The following is a 17,691-nucleotide window of genomic DNA, read 5'->3' as shown; positions in this document are numbered from 1 at the left end:
TCTGTGTGGAAAACAATTAAATATAACCTAATTATATTACTAGTACTTTTGGTATTAGTAGAAGGAATTCTGTGGTTTTTTCCAGTGCCTGATCCGTATGAAAACGCCAAAAAGAACATGTTTTTTCCGCCAATAGGAAACATGTATATTGAATCGCAATTTGACCCGAATTTGCAATTAGAATTTGCTGCCGAAGAGGGCCTTTTAGGTTTTGAGAGCTATAAGCAAAAAACAAAATTCACAGTCAATAATATAGGATTTCGAGGAGAAGAACTAAAAATGCCTAAGCCAGCTAACGAATATAGAATTTTTGCTATTGGAGGAAGTTCTACAGAAAGTTTATATATAGATGATGAAGATGTATGGACAAAGGTTTTAGAAAATGACCTAAACCAAGTTGCATACCAAAATAAAACCGTCAAAGTGTATAACGCGGGTAAATCAGGAGATAATATTCAGGATCATATCTCGATGTTGGTTCATCGAATTATTCATTTGCAACCTGATGAAATAATTGTTTTTTGCGGAATTAATGATGTAACACGCTTGCTCTTAGATAAAAATCCATTAAAACTAAATGTGATAAAGAACGAAAAAAAAGAAACTAGTTTTACACAAATGTTAGGCATGTTTCTATATGAGTTTCAAATTCCAAGACGCTTATACTATGTTTTCAAAAATGAAGAAAGTGATTTAGAAACAATTAGTATAACTTCTAGTTATAAAAAAAAGGTCAAAAAAACACAAGCTCGTCCTGTAGTAAATCAGTTGCCTGAAACTGATTATGGGAATTATACAAATAAAATAAAATCATTGATAGGTATTTGTCAGGCGAATAATATAAAGCTTATATTTGCGACGCAAGTAGTGAGTTGGGATACGAATGATGAGACGCTAAAAAACTGGCATTGGATGACATCTCGTGGAGGCGTTCGATACAATGCAGAGCGATTACAACAAAAAGTAGATAGTATTAACGCTATCACTATTCAAGAAGCTGCGTCATTTGAAATACCTGTGTTTAGAACAGATTCTATTATTCCCAAAACAAGTGACTATCTGTATGATGATTGCCATTTTAATCCAGAAGGAAGTAAAAAAATGGGCAACGAATTAGCAACATTTATGAAGGCATTAAATAAGTAGACTATGGAGTTTTTGAAAGACATGTTCAATTTCTTAAAAGAACGAAAAAAATTCTGGCTGTTGCCAATGATTATTGTATTACTATTATTAGGAGTAATCTTGGTTTTAGGTGGAGGATCAGCAATAGCGCCATTTATCTATACACTATTCTAAAAAAATGAAAGAAGATAACTCAAAAGTCATATTAGTTATTGTTGCTGGTTTTCTAATAATTTCTGCTTTTTTTGAATTTAAACTAGAAAACCAAAAAACAGCAGATTATATACGTTATGTTGCTTTAGCAATTGGTGCGGCTTCATTTTTACCTCCTTTAGAACGCTTAATTGTTTGGATATGGGGTAAAATTGCGATGGTTTTAGGATGGATTAACACAAAGATTATTCTATCATTGGTCTTCTTTATCTTTTTGACACCTTTTGGGATTCTTTCTAGAATTTTTTCTAAAGGAAGCAATCTTAAATTAAAGCATGATTCAGATACTACATTTGTCGAACGAAATCATACGTACACGAAAAAAGACTTAGAAAACATTTGGTAAACTAAAAAAAACTACGTTTGGATACGCCCCAAAAAAATACAAACTGGTTATTTGAAATATCTTCAAAAAGTAATCTCTTAGATTTCAAATTCAAAGAAATCTGGCAATATAGAGATTTACTCATGCTTTTCGTGCGTCGCGACGTAGTTACTTTATATAAGCAAACTATATTAGGTCCGTTGTGGTATTTAATTCAACCTTTGCTAACCTCTGTAATCTTTACTTTAGTTTTCAATGGAATTGCTGATATTAAAACAGGAAATGTAAATGCTTTTCTATTCAATCTAGCAGGAATTACCATCTGGAACTATTTTGCAGAATGTTTAAAAGCCACTTCCGATACATTTAAAAAAAATGAAAATATTTTTGGGAAAGTGTATTTTCCGAGAGTGATTATGCCATTATCAATCACAGTGTCCAATTTGCTAAAATTTGGAATTCAAATAGGAATATTTATAGCTTTTTACGGCTATTTTGCATACTATAATGAAGCAGGAACTATTTCTTCAAATTTAATATTACTGCCTGTAATTGTATTGATTATGGGGTTGTTAGGTTTAGGTCTAGGGATGATTATCTCATCAATGGTTACCAAATATAGGGACTTGACTTTCTTAGTACAGTTTGGAATCCAACTCTTAATGTATGTATCGGCAGTCATGTATCCAATGGCGATTGTAATTCAAAAATTGCCAACATCTATTTCATGGATAGTAGAATACAATCCGTTAGCTCGTGTGGTAGAATCGTTTCGATATATGGTATTTACAGAAGGTGAATTTTCTATTCAATATGTGCTATCAACTTTGGGAATTTCGTTGTTCATATTCTTAATTGGGCTTATCATTTTCAACAAAACAGAACGTAATTTTATAGACACTGTATAATGAAGGAGAAGGAAGTCATATTGCGTGTAGAAAATGTGTCTAAACAATACCGTTTAGGGGTAATTGGTACAGGAACAATTAGTCACGATTTGAATCGTTGGTGGCATAAAATCAGAGGAAAAGAAGATCCGTATAAACGAATAGGAGAAGAAAATAAACGCTCTACAACGGGAAAATCTGATTATGTTTGGGCAATCAAAGATATCAGTTTTGATGTGCATAGAGGAGAAGTGTTAGGGATTATTGGTAAAAATGGTGCAGGAAAATCTACACTTCTTAAAATTCTTTCTAAAGTTACTATGCCAACAAGTGGTGTTATTCGTTCGAAAGGAAGAATCGCTTCCTTATTGGAAGTAGGAACTGGTTTTCATCCAGAATTGACAGGGAAGGAAAATATTTTTCTCAATGGAGCAATTTTAGGGATGACAAAGGCAGAGATCAAATCTAAATTTGATGAAATAGTAGAATTTGCAGGAGTACAACGATATGTAAATACACCTGTCAAAAGATATTCTTCAGGGATGAAAGTACGTTTGGCTTTTGCAGTAGCAGCACATTTAGAACCAGAAATTTTGGTTGTAGATGAAGTCTTAGCAGTAGGAGACGCCGAATTTCAAAAAAAGGCAATTGGCAAAATGCAGGACATCTCAAAAGGAGAAGGAAGAACAGTGTTATTTGTAAGTCATGACATGACCAATATTCAAAATTTATGTACGAGATCAATATTACTAGAAAATGGTAAAATGGTCTTGCAAGGAGACACTGTGAATGTGATTAAACATTATTTACAAGGTTCTGAAGAAACGTATGTCAAAAGCTTAGAAGCGCATAAAAATCGTAAAAAAGGCATGCAAGCCATCATGCAAAAAGTAACAATTGGAGATGGAAATGCTAAAGTCATTACAGGGAAAGAGTTTCAAATGCACGTAAAACTTACACTGGATACGTTAAAAGAATTTTCGATTGGCTACCTGTTCAAAAATGAAAAAGGGCAAGTTATCATGGCCTCTAATACCAATCAATACGGAACCAAGCTAATAACGAAGAAAGAGAAAAATACAGTCACAATTGTGATTAAAGCACTTCCATTAGCACCAGCTTCGTATTCAGTTTCACTATTTTTAGGGAATGGAAAATATGATATTGATATTATAGAAGATGCAATCACATTTCCTGTTTTTTGGGAAAATGAACACATTTTACCTCCTTCAAAAAATTGGGGATCAACATTTGGAAGTACATCATGGGAATACTAGAAAATACAGCTTGCATTTTATGTAAAGAGAACACAGTAGAAACTGTTCAAGAAATTGAAACGGAAGCAATCAGTACTTTGTATAAAGATCGACTGGGGATTTCTATTGCAAGCGAATTTCACTCACATAAAACAATTCAGTATGTAAAATGCAATTCGTGTAATCTTCATTTTTTTACACCTATATGTAATGGAAGTTCCGCATTTTATGAGTTACTTCAGGAAAAACAAGATTTTTACTACAATAGTAACAGATATGAGTTCTTTTTTGCTAAAAATTTTATAGATCCTTCGCATCATGTGCTCGAAATTGGTGCGGGAAGTGGTTATTTTGCAGATTTGCTTGCTACAAAAAATTACACAGGTCTAGAATATAATGATAAAGCAATTGAGAATGCTGCAAAGCGAAATGTTACATTAATCAATCAAAGCATACAAGATTTTGCAAAAACACATCAAGAAGAGTTTGATGTAGTGTGTAATTTTCAAGTATTGGAACATGTGCCTAATCCGAACGAGTTTATCAATGCTTGCTTAGAAACATTAAAAAAAGGAGGACTGCTCATTATCGGAATTCCTTCAGCAAATTCAATTTTGACCAACAACAAAAATCATGTATTGAACTTTCCGCCTCATCATATAACACGTTGGTTTAATGATACATGTTATCATTTTGAAACAATTTTTAATGTAGAAGTTGTAGACATACACAATGAACCTGTTCCTAAAAAATTACATAAAAACCTTTTGACTAACAGACTTACAGAAAGAGTGTTGAATCTTTTCTATACAAAAAAGCACATATTTGTAAACGATACGTTTGCGCATAAAGTTGAAAAAATTATACGTAAGTTAATTACTAAAGTAGGTTTGGTAAAGCGTGTCAAAGAAGGAAAATATCCATTTGGAGAATCTGTCATTTTAATATTGCGGAAAAAATAACCTAATCGCATGAAAATTCTATTTGTAGCCATGCAATACATACACGCAGTGAGATGGATTAATCAATTAAAAGATTCTTCTCATGATGTGTATGTGTTTGATTGTTTGGATAGACCCATTCACGAAGAGTTACAATGGACAAATTATGTTACAGGTTGGAAGAAGCGAAAAATACGTCGCTTGAAAGGAGAAACTTTTCTAAAAAAAAAATTCCCTAGACTTAATGAAAAAGTAGAACCGCTTTTAAAAGTAACAGCTAGCGAAAAATTACAAGAATTAATTGAAGAAATAAAACCAGATATTGTGCATTCAATGGAACTTCAAACAGAAAGTTATCCGTTGATTTCAGTTCGAAAAAAAATTCACTTTAAATGGGTTTGTTCTACTTGGGGAAGTGATATCTATCATTTTTACAATGATTCTTTTCACAAAGAAAAAATCAAAACACTGTTAGCGCAAATTGATTATTTATTTACTGACAACGTTCGAGATATTGCGTTGGCACAACAGTATGGTTTTTTAGGAAAAGCTTTGGGAAGTTATCCAGGAGGAGGCGGATTTTTGGTGGATGAGGAAATGATAACACCTGTTGAAAATAGAAAATTGATTCTAGTAAAAGGATACCATCATTGGGCAGGATGTGCTTTACACGCATTAAAAGCATTGGAAAACACAATCCATTTGGTAAAGGAATATCATATTCATGTGTATGCGGCACATCCTGTTGTTGTTACAGAAATTGAACGTTTGCAAAGCGAATATCAACTTCAAATTACATATACAAAACGAGGTTTTGAAGAATCACATACTTCTTTAATGAAAAAGTTTGGAGCAGCAAAAATTGCTATTGGTATTAGCATCACAGATGGAATACCGAATACTATGCTAGAAGCAATGTTATATGGAGCATTTCCTATTCAAACCAATCCAGGAAATGTTTCAGAAGAATACATTACACATCAAATCAATGGTTGGTTAATCAATGATGCGGAAAACATTCATGAGATTACTACTGCCATCAAAGAAAGCCTAACAAATAAGGAATTGCTTCTTACGGCTTTTGAAAACAATAAAAAGTATAGAACTTCTTTAAGTTATCAATGTATACAGCAAAAAGTACTAGAAGCATATCAAAAGATTCAACAAAATCTCAAAAATAACCACGATAACTAAAAAACTACGTAACTTACGCTCCATGATTCAGGTACTACATCTTTTAAGAATCAAGCATTGGATTAAAAATTTGCTCATCTTTTTTACGGCATTTTTTGGTGGCGAGTTGTTGCAATTATCCAATTTGAGCATACTTTCAATTGTATTTCTATACTTTTCACTCACAGCGAGCTTGGTATATGTCGTTAACGATGTAAAGGATGTTGAACAGGATAGGTTGCATCCAGACAAGAAAAATCGTCCCTTGGTTAGTGGAGCCATTTCAAAATCACAAGCATATGCTATCATGGCGGTGTTAGTAATGGCGCTAGTAATCACTTCAATATACCTTCCTATAGAAGTTGTATATGTTACGCTTACATATTTACTGCTAAATCTTATGTATACATTTTGGCTAAAACAAATGGCTATTATTGAGCTATTTATTATCTCTTTAGGATTTGTTTTTAGAATAGTCATTGGTGGTTTGGCTGTAGCAGTAGTGCCTTCTAAATGGATTATAATGCTCACCTTTTTCATGGCGCTGTATGTTATCATTGCAAAAAGAAGAGGTGAATTGCTTCATGCTGATCCTCATAAAACCCGAACGGTTTTGGCAGCTTACAATGAACAATATCTTAGCGCAGCGATGATTTTAGTTCTTGGAGTTAGTATTGTAACATACATCATGTACACGGTTGATGAACAAGTAATCACACGCTTTAAGACAGACAAAATTTATATTACAACAATCTTTGTTGTTTTGGCAATGCTGCGACATTTGCAGCAAACTTTTGTGTATAATAATACCGAATCGCCTGTAAAATACTTACTAAAAGACACATTGATTCTATTTATTATACTGATGTGGTTGAGTTCATTTTATTTCTTAATTTATTTCTAATGGGATCAAATAAATACCTTACATATTTAAGTGATAAAGCAAAAGATGAATCTTTTATAAATCGGTTGAAGATAAAATTTCGCCCGTTGATATTTCCTGTAGATACTTTATTGAGTCATATTGATGAAACGGATCATTTTTTTGATATTGGTTGCGGTTCAGGTCAATTTGCATTGCTAGTACAGCATTTTAAAAAGGTGCAAAAAATTAGCGGTGTTGAGATAAAACAAGAGTTAGTAGAAAACGCCAATGCATTGTTTGCCAAACATGCGCCTAAGGCAGAGTATCATTTTTCTGTATACGACGGAGTTCACTTTCCAGACAGCATGAAAAATTATAACAAGGTTTTCTTAAATGATGTATTGCATCATGTTCCAAAAGATCAACAAATACACTTTCTGCAAAAAATATATGACAGTATCTCTGAAGGAACTGTATTTGTTTTAAAAGATATTGATGCAGCAAGTATATTAGTATATTGCAATAAACTACACGACCTTGTATTTTCTCAAGAAATTGGCCGTGAAATAACTTGTGAAAGCGCCCAAAGAATTTTAAAAGATATTGGTTTCTCTATTCTTGATGTATCAAAACAAACCATTGCTGTATACCCACATTACACAATTATTTGTAAAAAATAACAATGAATTTTACCCAATTCATACCCAAATTTACTCGCTTAACTTTCCTTTTCGTGGGAAACATGTTTCTATTGCTCACCATTATATTTGTAATAGGAATCTCCCTTACTTTTTATGGGAGTTTGTTCATAGCATTGACAGCTTGGGTTATGGCTAATAAAGAAATTGGGATAAATAAGAGCTCAATTCTTCTCAATCTATTTTTTTTACTTTTTTGGGTTTTCCTATTGGGAACGGCTAGTTTATATTTGGATTTAACATATGATGGCCAATCCTATCATCAAGAAATGACCATACAAATGGCAAACGGATGGAATCCAATCTATGAAACGTTTCCAAAAGATAGCCCAATTTATGTTTGGGTACAGCATTATCCTAAAGCTTATGAAAGTATTGGTGCTATCATATATAGCACTTTTCAAAAAATCACATTTGTCAAAGCACTTAACACTCTTTTTTTAATACTTAGTTTTCTCTATCCGTTTCTCTATTTCAAGAAAAAAAGATCGGTACAACATTCATTCATAATAGCGTCAATTATTGCACTCAATCCAGTGATGTTAATTCAGTTAATGACCAATTTAATTGATGGCTTTTTATACGCAACAACAATCATTACCTTTTTTGCGTATCTATTAAGTAAAAAAGAAAAAAAATACCGTTGGGAAGTTTTTATAGGTATCATGTTGCTTATAAATATAAAATTTACGGGAATTATCTTTGCAGCAGTAATATACGGAATCTTTTTGGTAGATGGAATCTTCCTTCAAAAAGAAAAAGCAGGAATACATATCAAACAAACATTCGTATTTCTAATACTATCAATCCCTTTTTTAATTGGGCCGTACATTGTGAATTTGTATCATGAAGGACATCCAATGCATCCTGTTATGGGAAAGCGACAAATTGATTTTATTGATAATTATGAACCTGCACTTATACATACTAAAAATCGTGTATCAAAATTCGTTCTAAGCAATTTGGCTTCTATTGGCAATAAAGGCGATTCCTATATCAAAATTCCGTTCACATTCACACAGAACGAGCTACAAAAAAATAGAAATGGAGCACCACGCACAGGAAGTTTTGGTGTGTGGTGGAGTGGAATATTACTCTTTTCATTATTGTATTATATATATCATGTGATTCGAATAGGAACGAAATTCAGGCTTTCAAAATTTGAAGCCATTATAGGTATAATCATCGGATTAATACTTCTTAACAAAGCAGGTTGGTGGCTACGTTACACACCTTATTTTTGGCTAGCGCCATTACTTTTATATTTTTCATTAGAAAGATATAAAGGACGAACCCTCTTTTTGAAAGGATTATTTGGCATGGTTATCATCAATGCTGCACTAACATTGGTAGTAAGTTTAGGATTAAAATACAAAGATGCTAGTCAATTAAAGGAAACACTTGCTGAATTGTCACAATTACCACAACCGGTTACAATTGATTTTGATAATTATTTGGGAAATAAAGCATTATTTAAAGAATATGGAATAAAATTTATTGAAGCCGATGCTGAAAGCTTTAAAAAACCATTGAAAATAAATAATATTGTAATTATTGAAAACAACGAATTACAGCTAAATGAGTAAAAAATTATATCTATTTGATTTTGATGGAACGCTCACTTATAAGGATTCGTTCAAAGATTTTTTCTGTACCATGTACGGAATTAAAAAAATAGCTTGGTTATTGTTGTTAGGCATTGGAAAAATTAGTAAAGCTATTGTAATCAAGAGAGATAAGGGGAAAATAAAAGAAGCGATAATTGCGGTTTTATGCAAAGGAAAAACCAAAGAAGAATTGCAATTATTAGGAAAAACGTATTCAGAACAAAAATTACACAAAATCATTCGTCCCAAAGCTCTCGCATATTTGAAGAAATTAAAAAATGAACATGCAGAAATGTATCTTGTATCAGCTTCTGTTGATATTTGGTTACAAAATTTTGCCGATGAGTTTCATTTAAAACTTATTTCAACACAATTAGCATACTGCACTAATGGAACATTTGCCGGTCACTTTTTAGGGAAAAATTGTAAAGGAGCAGAAAAAGTATACCGCATCCAACAAGAAGTAGACATAACAGCTTATGATGAAATCATTGCTTTTGGAGACAGTTCAGGAGATTCCGAAATGTTAGCAATTGCTACTCAAGCCTATTACAAACCTTTTAGATCAGCACATGCTCTTTAATTCCATAGCATTCTTAGTATTTTTACCAATTGTCTTTATAGCGTATTGGTTTGTATTCAAGCAACGAAAAGCACAGAATATCGTTATTTTGATAGCGAGCTATTACTTTTATGGCTGTTGGGATTGGCGATTTTTATCTTTAATCATATTGAGTACTTTGGTTGATTATCTTATTGGGATACAATTACAAAAAAACGAAGTTGCTAAGAAAAGAAAACAATTATTGTGGATCAGTATTTTGATGAATTTAGGAATGCTTGGAGTATTCAAGTACTATAATTTTTTCATGGCTAACTGGATTGAATTGTTGAATAGTTTAGGAATTCAGGCAGAGCAAAGCTCATTGCATATCATTTTACCTGTTGGAATCTCTTTCTATACCTTTCAAACATTAAGCTATACGATTGATGTGTACAAGAAAAAACTAGAGCCAACAAAAGATTTAATTGCATTTGCTTCGTTTGTTTCATTCTTTCCACAATTAGTGGCTGGTCCTATTGAACGCGCTAGCAATCTGTTACCGCAATTTCATAAAAATTGTGTTTTCGATTACGAAAAAGCGGCCTCAGGAATACGACTCATGATTTGGGGATTTTTTAAAAAAATTGTCGTTGCTGATAACTGTGCACTTATAGTAAATAACATTTTCGAAAACTACGAAACGGCGTCGGGAAGCACATTATTATTAGGACTAATTTTCTTTGGATTTCAAATATATGGTGACTTTAGTGGGTATTCAAACATTGCTATAGGTGTAGCTCGATTGTTTGGTTTTGATTTGATGCGAAATTTTATGTATCCGTATTTTTCAAGAGATATTGCTGAGTTTTGGCGACGTTGGCATATTTCATTAACAACATGGTTTAGAGATTATTTATACATTCCGCTTGGAGGATCGAGAGGAGGAAAATATCTAAAAGTTAGAAATGTTTGTATTATATTTTTAGTAAGTGGGTTTTGGCATGGAGCTAATTGGACATATATTTTATGGGGCGCTTTAAATGCTGTATTCATATTGCCCATCGTTGTGTACGGAAGCGGACGTAACCGAACAACCATTGTGGCAGAAAACTCATGGTTTCCAACAATCAAAGAAACTCTGCAAATGTTAGCGACATTTGGAATTGTAACGCTAACGTGGATTTTCTTTAGAGCAGAATCAGTTACAGATTCTTTTAAATTTGCTTATAGACTCTTTGATATTTCTAATTTTGGGACTGCAATTCAACATAAAAAAGTCATTCTATTTTTAGCTATTTTTATGTTGCTAGAATGGATTTCCAGAAAAGAAGAAGTGATGATTTTATTACAAGGTAAATACAGGCATTTCTTTTATGTGCTATTAACCATCATTATTGTATATTTTGCGTCGGCTGCAGAACAAACGTCCTTTATATACTTTCAATTCTGACCATGAAAAAATTTATCAAAAAAATAATCATATTTGCAACCATCTTTATAGCATTGGCGGTCATTTTTGAGTTTTTTGTATTTCCATACAATAACAATCAAATGGGGTTAAAATATGATTTATTACACAAAAAAGATACAGAAATACTGGTGTTAGGAAACTCACATTCATTCTTCGGAATCAACCCAGAAGTATCTCAATACAGAATGATAAATGTAGCTAACAAAGGAAGAAAACTATCAACGGATTATGAATTATTGAAAGCTTATCAATCGCAATTGCCCAACTTACAATATGTAATTGTGCCAATTTCTCAATACAGCTTATTATCAGATACAATTGATACTCAAGAAAAACGATTGTATTATCGCTTTTTTAGATTGGATGCTTACAAGCAAAATGGATTTAAAAATTACCTATTGTGTAATGAACCTTTTAGAGAGTTGGTGGATAATATGTTATTTGGAAACAAACAAAATCACAATCAAGAGGTTTCTGACTTAGGCTGGCATCCAAGTAGAAAAAACTATAAAGATCCAATAGAAATAGTACAAGCCCGAATAGAACAATTAGAAGGAAAACCCACTGAACAAAAAAAACTATTACAAAAAAATGTACAATTGCTGAATGATTTCGCTTCTTTGCAACAAAATCATACGTATAAAATTGTTTACATAACGCCTCCATATCATCCCGATTATTATGCAAATTCTGACGCTAATTACCATACATATCTTAGCGAATTATTAATGAATATTGCCTCAGAAAATAAAAATGTACTATACATCGATGGTAAATCTTTAAACCTGACAAAAGATACTTACTATACAGACTCAGATCATTTGAACGTATTGGGCGCTCACACATACACAAAAAAAATAGATAGTATTTTAAATACTGATAAATAAACATGAACATTCTTTTTCTAGTCAATAACACCAAAATATCACCCAACGCCAATGGCGGTGCTTCGGTATATTATAGTCACTTAGAACTATTGAGTAAAATAGGATATACTGTGCATTTACTATTGGTGGATTGGAAATATGAGAGTGGACAAGCAAAAATTTCTGAAAAAGTTGAAACTGACTATCTAACGGAAGTGTCAGATTTTTATAATTCAGTGGCTCTATTTGAAGTAGCCTATGAAGTGCCAAAAGCTTCCATAAAACATCTATACAACGCAGTATTTGCTCCCGAAATGTTTGAATATCATTTTATAAATGCTCAAAACAGTTCGCTTTTAGATAAATATTGTACAGAAAAGCAAATTGATGTGATTTGGGCAGAATGGCGCTGGACAGCTTTACTCGCAGCATATAGCAGTACAAAGATACCTGTAATCTATGCACATCACGATTGGGAATACAAGCTGGGGAAACTTCGGAAGAAAAACCAAAACCTAAAACATAAATTTCACGTATATCAAAAAAAGCGTGTAGAAATGGATTTGATTCGTAAAGTTAATGCTTGTGTGTCTGCATCCTATACAGAAACAGACGAATTAAAAACATTTGGAGCTAATAAAGCATTGTATATTCCGTTGACCTATCCTCAAGTTACGCCCCATAAAAATTATACAGAAGCGGTATCGATTGTACATTTAGGAGGCATGGGAACTACCGCAAACCGTATTGGTCTGGAACGATTCTTAGAAGTGTGTTGGCAAACGATTAAAGAAAAAATACCCAATTGCAAACTAAAAGTTATTGGGAACTTAAAATATGCCTCAAAAGAGTTAGAAGAACGACTCAACGATGCTCAAATAGAATGTCTCGGATTTGTAGAAGATTTACATACAGTTCTTACATCTTATGATATACATATTATTCCTTGGGAATATAATACCGGAACACGAACTCGGATTCCTTTGGTTTTTAAGTATGCTCAAGTGTTGGTAAGTACTAAAGCTGCTGCTAGTTGTTATCCGGAAGTTGTACATGAAGAAAATAGTATTTTGAGTAATGATTTGACTCAAATGACAGATCAAATCATTGATTTGTATAGCAACAAGGAAAAACGGATATTTATAGGCGACAATGCGCAACAAACATTTCTAAACAATTTTACAGTTGAACAACAAATAAAAAAATTACAATCGTTTTTAACCCATTTATAAAGTAGTATTATAAAGAATGGCTTAATAACGAATCTAATCTTATAAAACATAATACCTTTCACACGTCAAAAATCAAATACTACATCAATGAAAAGTACCTACATCATAGCAGAAATTGGACAAGCACATGACGGAAGTTTAGGAATGGCACATGCATATATTGATGCTGTGGCAAAAACAGGAGCAAATGCAATTAAATTCCAAACTCACATTGCTGCTGCAGAAAGTAGTATTCATGAACCCTTTCGAGTAAAATTTTCTCAACAAGATGCTACACGTTATGAATACTGGCAACGAATGGAGTTTACTTTAGACCAATGGAAAGGACTCAAAGCACATTGTGATGAAGTTGGGATTGATTTTTTATCATCTCCCTTTAGTAATGCCGCAGTAGATTTGTTAGAAAAAGTAGGAGTAAAGTATTATAAAATTGGTTCAGGAGAAGTCAATAATTTTTTGCTCCTTGAAAAAATAACCCGTACAGGAAAACCAATCATCATTTCTTCGGGAATGAGCTCTTTTGAAGAATTAGACGAAACTGTTGCATTTCTGCAAGAAAAAAAATGTGAATTTTCAATTTTACAATGCACAACTTCTTATCCAACAGTTCCCAAACAATTTGGATTGAATGTGCTCCAAGAATTGAAAGAACGCTATCATGTACCTGTTGGGTTTTCTGATCACTCGTCTACTATTGAGGCCGGAATTGCAGCGGTAACACTTGGAGCAGAAATTTTGGAATTTCACGTAGTATTTGATAAAAACATGTTTGGACCAGATGCACAATCATCATTAACGTTTTCAGAAACAACACAATTGGTACAAGCTGTTCGAAATATTGATGAAGCCATAAATCATCCAATCAATAAAAAAGACAATTCGCAATACACATCGCTCAAACAAATTTTCGAAAAATCATTAGCAATCAATAAAAATCTGCCGAAAGGACATGTGCTAACTTTTAACGATTTGGAGGCAAAAAAACCAAAGAATTACGGGATTGTAGCTTCAAAATTTCAAGAAGTCATAGGTAAAAAGCTAACGAGAAGTATGCAACAGTGGGATTTTTTAAATGAAGAAGATATACATGAAAGCTAAAAAAGCCACAATTATTCAATCCAACTATATTCCTTGGAAAGGCTACTTTGATATGATTAATGCCGCAGACGTTTTTGTAGTGTATGACGAAATGCAATATACTAAAAATGATTGGCGCAATCGAAATATCATAAAAACTCCAAACGGAACACAATGGCTTACAATTCCTGTAGTTGTAAGTGGTAAGTTTGGACAAAAAATTAACGAGACAGAAACGTTTAAAAATGTTTGGCGAAAAAAACATTGGAAAACCATCGTTCAAAATTATGGTAAAACACCTTTCTTTCCTATGTATAAAGAGGTGTTTGAAGAAGCTTATCTAGGAACAACTGAAACCAATTTGTCTCACATAAATGTACAGTTCATTAAAATTATTAATGAATTATTAGGGATTCAAACCGAAATAATTTTGAGCAAGGAACTTTCATTTGCAGGAGATCGAAATCAACGATTGATAGAAATATTGAATACCTTAAAAGCGACAACGTATATATCAGGCCCTGCAGCAAAAAGTTATATGGATATGCACCTGTTTTCAAAAAATAATATCGAGGTAGAATGGGCAAATTATTCAGGATACCCAGAATATCAGCAAAAATATTTGCCATTTGAACATGGTGTAACTATATTGGACTTACTTTTTAACGAAGGTCCCAATGCCCCAAAATTCATGAAAAGTTTCTAATATGGACATATCGATTGTCATACCTGTATATAATGGTGAGAAAACCTTAGAAGCCTTACACTCTGAAATTGTTTCGTACTGTAATGAAGCTCAACTCAAATACGAAATTGTATTTGTAAATGATTGCGGGCCAGATAATTCAATAACGGTTTTAAAAAAGTTACAAAAATCGTTTCCAGAGCAGATAAAACTCATTGAACTTACACGTAATTACGGGCAACACAATGCCATTATAGCTGGTTTTTCAGTATGTGAAGGAGACTTGATTGTAACAATGGATGAAGATTTACAGCATCAACCAAAAGACATTCAAAAACTATTAGAAAAACAACAAGAAGGAGACTATGATGTAGTGTATGGAGTCAATGCAACATTGGAGCATTCTAAATTTCGGAATATTACGTCCCGAATCATGAAAAAAGTTCTTTCGTACGCAATTGAAAACCTGCACAAAGATTATTCTGCGTTTCGACTAATTAAAAAAGATATTGCATTGCAACTTATTGAGATGCGAAATTCATACACCTTTTTGGATGGATACTTAAGCTGGATTACAAATAATGTGTCAAGTACTACGGTAGAACACAAAGAGCGCTTTGCAGGAGAGAGTTCTTACACAATGAAAAAACTCATAGAACATTCAATCAATATTCTATTTACATTTTCAAACATTCCTATACGTATTCTATCATATTCATCGATTATTATTTTTCTCGTAACACTTGTATATAGCATATACATTGTGGTTAGAAAATTATTATATGATGATTTAATTGCGGGATTTCCAACGTTAATCATCGCAATAGGATTAGGAATGAGCGCCTTGTTACTTGGCTTAGGTATTGTGGGTGAATATCTATATAGAATCAATCTTAAAACGACAAAACGACCTAATTATACCATAAAAAAATAGCGATGAAAAAGATTGTTTTTTTAGTATCTGGGAACGGTGGAACGCTCAAATTCATGGCAGAAGCGATTCAAACATTACAAGCACCTTTTGAAGTAATCGCTGTGGTAGCCGATAGAGAATGTGGTGCTGCTACCTATGCAATGTCTAAAAAAATAAACACAACAATCTTAAACTTAAAAAATGATGGTTGGAACGATTTACATCAACTTTTACAAAATCAAAAGCCAGATATTGTCATAACGACCATTCATAAAATCATTCCAAAATTTATATTAGATACAATCCCTAATGGGTTCATAAACTTACATTACTCGTTGCTTCCAGCATTTAAAGGACTCATTGGCATGCGGACTGTTCAAGAAGCAAAAAAACAACACGTTCAACTTATTGGTGCTACAGCACATTATGTAAATGAAGAAGTAGATGCTGGTAAAATAATATCGCAATTTGTGTTTCCTGTTGATTGGAAACAAGAAATCACTGAAATTTATGATATAGTATTTAAAAATGCTTGTATAACGCTATTAAATGCACTATACATTATCACTGAAGACTCTAAAGAAAAAGAGATTCTTTTTAATCAAAATAAGGCGGAATGCTTATATAATCCGGCTTTACACTATAACGCTCAAAAATTCGATACAGTATTTTGGAACAAGATAAACTAATACCATTCAATAAGCCATACATCATTGGAAATGAGCTTTCATATATAGCAGATGCAGTTCAATATGGGAAAATTTCAGGAAATGGAAAATATACCAAACGCTGCCAAGAATTCTTAGAAAAAATATACGGGTTTAAAAAATGTCTAATGACAACTTCGTGTACGGATGCATTAGAAATGGCGGCAATTCTCTTAGAAATTCAACCAGGGGATGAGGTTATCATGCCTGCATTTACATTTGTGTCAACAGCAAATGCATTTATATTACGCGGAGCGAAAATTGTATTTGTTGATAGTAAAGACAATGATCCCAACATAGACGAAACGAAAATTGAAGCCGTAATCACAAAAAAAACCAAAGCTGTCGTAGTTGTTCATTATGCAGGAATGCCATGTAATATGGATTATATTATGAACTTGGCAACCAAGCATAATTTGTACGTTATTGAAGACGCGGCTCAAGCCATTGATTCGTTTTATAACGGCAAAGCTTTAGGAAGTATTGGGCATTTAGGAACTTATTCCTTTCATGAAACAAAAAATATTCAATGTGGAGAAGGTGGTATGTTGCTCATTAATGACGAACAATTTAAAGCTCGCGCTGAAATAATCTGGGAAAAAGGAACAAATAGAGCTGCTTTTTTTCGAGGTGAAATTGACAAATATGGTTGGGTAGATATTGGATCTTCATTTTTACCGTCAGAATTAAATGCAGCATTTCTGTTTGCTCAACTTGAAAATCTAGAAAAAATTCAAAACAAGCGAAAAGCAATTTGGAATACCTATTATAAAAAATTACAATCACTAGAAACAAATGGATATATACAATTGTTCGAACTAAAGAATACTACTTCCAATGGACATTTATTCTATATAGTTTGTAAAAGCTTAGAAGAGCGTATGCAGCTCATCAAACATTTACGAGAACACAATGTACATGCGGTTTTTCACTACCAATCCTTGCATAAAAGTAACTATTTCAAGGATCAACATGATGGAAGAACATTGGAAAATGTTGAAAAATTCTCAGATAGACTTTTACGATTGCCATTGTTTTATGAACTTTCATTGCAGGAAGTAGAGAAAATAAGTACTATAATTACGAATTTTTATGAAAATTAATGC

At 32.7% G+C, this 17,691-nt stretch carries 19 protein-coding genes; all 19 read left to right on the top strand.

What is annotated here, in order from left to right:
• Positions 1-3 precede the first annotated feature (3 nt).
• The 19 genes from AA088_RS12205 to rffA all read left to right on the top strand — a co-directional run bounded on the left by AA088_RS12205 (position 4) and on the right by rffA (position 17,688).
• Positions 4-1,146 (top strand): SGNH/GDSL hydrolase family protein, encoded by a 1,143-nt coding sequence (locus tag AA088_RS12205; RefSeq protein ID WP_046745297.1) that lies wholly within the window; start codon positions 4-6, stop codon positions 1,144-1,146.
• A 3-nt stretch (positions 1,147-1,149) separates the two neighbouring features.
• Positions 1,150-1,299: a DUF5989 family protein gene (locus AA088_RS18635; protein WP_164484240.1), complete on the top strand. Its 150-nt coding sequence runs from the start codon at positions 1,150-1,152 to the stop codon at positions 1,297-1,299.
• Positions 1,300-1,303: 4 nt separating this feature from the next.
• A complete protein-coding gene (locus AA088_RS12200) occupies positions 1,304-1,684 on the top strand; it encodes a hypothetical protein (RefSeq protein WP_046745296.1) in 381 nt (126 codons plus the stop codon).
• Between the two features lie 17 nt (positions 1,685-1,701).
• A complete protein-coding gene (locus tag AA088_RS12195; RefSeq protein ID WP_046745295.1) occupies positions 1,702-2,571 on the top strand; it encodes an ABC transporter permease in 870 nt (289 codons plus the stop codon).
• Positions 2,571-3,827 carry an ABC transporter ATP-binding protein gene (locus AA088_RS12190; RefSeq protein WP_046745294.1) on the top strand — a complete coding sequence of 419 codons (1,257 nt, stop codon included), beginning with the start codon at positions 2,571-2,573 and terminating at the stop codon, positions 3,825-3,827. The genes AA088_RS12195 and AA088_RS12190 overlap by 1 nt, the downstream gene beginning before the upstream one ends.
• A complete protein-coding gene (locus AA088_RS12185) occupies positions 3,815-4,768 on the top strand; it encodes a class I SAM-dependent methyltransferase (protein WP_046745293.1) in 954 nt (317 codons plus the stop codon). The genes AA088_RS12190 and AA088_RS12185 overlap by 13 nt, the downstream gene beginning before the upstream one ends.
• 9 nt (positions 4,769-4,777) lie before the next feature.
• Positions 4,778-5,941, top strand: coding sequence for a glycosyltransferase (locus AA088_RS12180; RefSeq protein WP_046745292.1), 1,164 nt, complete (start codon positions 4,778-4,780; stop codon positions 5,939-5,941).
• Positions 5,942-5,963: 22 nt separating this feature from the next.
• Positions 5,964-6,824 (top strand): UbiA prenyltransferase family protein, encoded by an 861-nt coding sequence (locus tag AA088_RS12175; protein ID WP_046745291.1) that lies wholly within the window; start codon positions 5,964-5,966, stop codon positions 6,822-6,824.
• Positions 6,824-7,465, top strand: a complete 642-nt coding sequence (locus tag AA088_RS12170; RefSeq protein WP_046745290.1) for a class I SAM-dependent methyltransferase — start codon at positions 6,824-6,826, stop codon at positions 7,463-7,465. The genes AA088_RS12175 and AA088_RS12170 overlap by 1 nt, the downstream gene beginning before the upstream one ends.
• 71 nt (positions 7,466-7,536) lie before the next feature.
• Positions 7,537-9,069 (top strand): hypothetical protein, encoded by a 1,533-nt coding sequence (locus AA088_RS12165; protein WP_157547187.1) that lies wholly within the window; start codon positions 7,537-7,539, stop codon positions 9,067-9,069.
• Positions 9,062-9,673, top strand: coding sequence for an HAD-IB family hydrolase (locus AA088_RS12160; protein WP_046745288.1), 612 nt, complete (start codon positions 9,062-9,064; stop codon positions 9,671-9,673). Before AA088_RS12165 ends, AA088_RS12160 begins: the two co-directional genes overlap by 8 nt.
• Positions 9,663-11,084, top strand: coding sequence for an MBOAT family O-acyltransferase (locus AA088_RS12155; RefSeq protein WP_046745287.1), 1,422 nt, complete (start codon positions 9,663-9,665; stop codon positions 11,082-11,084). Before AA088_RS12160 ends, AA088_RS12155 begins: the two co-directional genes overlap by 11 nt.
• Positions 11,085-11,086: 2 nt before the next feature.
• Positions 11,087-11,992 (top strand): hypothetical protein, encoded by a 906-nt coding sequence (locus AA088_RS12150; protein WP_046745286.1) that lies wholly within the window; start codon positions 11,087-11,089, stop codon positions 11,990-11,992.
• Positions 11,993-11,994: 2 nt separating this feature from the next.
• Positions 11,995-13,203: a glycosyltransferase gene (locus AA088_RS12145; protein WP_046745285.1), complete on the top strand. Its 1,209-nt coding sequence runs from the start codon at positions 11,995-11,997 to the stop codon at positions 13,201-13,203.
• 87 nt (positions 13,204-13,290) lie between these two features.
• On the top strand, positions 13,291-14,301 hold the full coding sequence (locus tag AA088_RS12140; protein ID WP_046745284.1) for an N-acetylneuraminate synthase family protein: 1,011 nt from the start codon (positions 13,291-13,293) through the stop codon (positions 14,299-14,301).
• The gene (locus tag AA088_RS12135; RefSeq protein ID WP_046745283.1) at positions 14,291-14,986 is read left to right on the top strand and encodes a WbqC family protein; all 696 of its coding nucleotides are present in this window, start codon (positions 14,291-14,293) and stop codon (positions 14,984-14,986) included. Before AA088_RS12140 ends, AA088_RS12135 begins: the two co-directional genes overlap by 11 nt.
• A 1-nt stretch (position 14,987) precedes the next feature.
• Complete coding sequence (locus AA088_RS12130) at positions 14,988-15,899, top strand: glycosyltransferase family 2 protein (protein WP_046745282.1); 912 nt, start codon at positions 14,988-14,990, stop codon at positions 15,897-15,899.
• A 2-nt stretch (positions 15,900-15,901) separates the two neighbouring features.
• Entirely contained in the window at positions 15,902-16,567 is a 666-nt protein-coding gene (purN, locus tag AA088_RS12125) for a phosphoribosylglycinamide formyltransferase (RefSeq protein ID WP_046745281.1), read from the top strand.
• The gene (gene rffA, locus AA088_RS12120; protein WP_046745280.1) at positions 16,549-17,688 is read left to right on the top strand and encodes a dTDP-4-amino-4,6-dideoxygalactose transaminase; all 1,140 of its coding nucleotides are present in this window, start codon (positions 16,549-16,551) and stop codon (positions 17,686-17,688) included. Before purN ends, rffA begins: the two co-directional genes overlap by 19 nt.
• The last annotated feature ends 3 nt before the right edge of the window (positions 17,689-17,691 follow it).

The organism is Kordia zhangzhouensis (assembly GCF_001005305.1).
GTDB classification, from domain to species: domain Bacteria; phylum Bacteroidota; class Bacteroidia; order Flavobacteriales; family Flavobacteriaceae; genus Kordia; species Kordia zhangzhouensis.
Note: the sequence above shows the minus strand (reverse complement) of the source record. Positions and strands in the feature narration are given on the sequence as shown.

Coding starts and splice junctions, on each gene's coding strand:
- AA088_RS12145 (WP_046745285.1), top strand. CDS start 11,995: ATGAACATTCTTTTTCTAGTCAATAACACCAAAATATCACCCAACGCC.
- AA088_RS12155 (WP_046745287.1), top strand. CDS start 9,663: ATGCTCTTTAATTCCATAGCATTCTTAGTATTTTTACCAATTGTCTTT.
- AA088_RS12135 (WP_046745283.1), top strand. CDS start 14,291: ATGAAAGCTAAAAAAGCCACAATTATTCAATCCAACTATATTCCTTGG.
- AA088_RS12170 (WP_046745290.1), top strand. CDS start 6,824: ATGGGATCAAATAAATACCTTACATATTTAAGTGATAAAGCAAAAGAT.
- AA088_RS12190 (WP_046745294.1), top strand. CDS start 2,571: ATGAAGGAGAAGGAAGTCATATTGCGTGTAGAAAATGTGTCTAAACAA.
- AA088_RS12200 (WP_046745296.1), top strand. CDS start 1,304: ATGAAAGAAGATAACTCAAAAGTCATATTAGTTATTGTTGCTGGTTTT.
- AA088_RS12160 (WP_046745288.1), top strand. CDS start 9,062: ATGAGTAAAAAATTATATCTATTTGATTTTGATGGAACGCTCACTTAT.
- purN (WP_046745281.1), top strand. CDS start 15,902: ATGAAAAAGATTGTTTTTTTAGTATCTGGGAACGGTGGAACGCTCAAA.
- AA088_RS12150 (WP_046745286.1), top strand. CDS start 11,087: ATGAAAAAATTTATCAAAAAAATAATCATATTTGCAACCATCTTTATA.
- AA088_RS12185 (WP_046745293.1), top strand. CDS start 3,815: ATGGGAATACTAGAAAATACAGCTTGCATTTTATGTAAAGAGAACACA.
- AA088_RS18635 (WP_164484240.1), top strand. CDS start 1,150: ATGGAGTTTTTGAAAGACATGTTCAATTTCTTAAAAGAACGAAAAAAA.
- AA088_RS12140 (WP_046745284.1), top strand. CDS start 13,291: ATGAAAAGTACCTACATCATAGCAGAAATTGGACAAGCACATGACGGA.
- AA088_RS12175 (WP_046745291.1), top strand. CDS start 5,964: ATGATTCAGGTACTACATCTTTTAAGAATCAAGCATTGGATTAAAAAT.
- AA088_RS12180 (WP_046745292.1), top strand. CDS start 4,778: ATGAAAATTCTATTTGTAGCCATGCAATACATACACGCAGTGAGATGG.
- AA088_RS12130 (WP_046745282.1), top strand. CDS start 14,988: ATGGACATATCGATTGTCATACCTGTATATAATGGTGAGAAAACCTTA.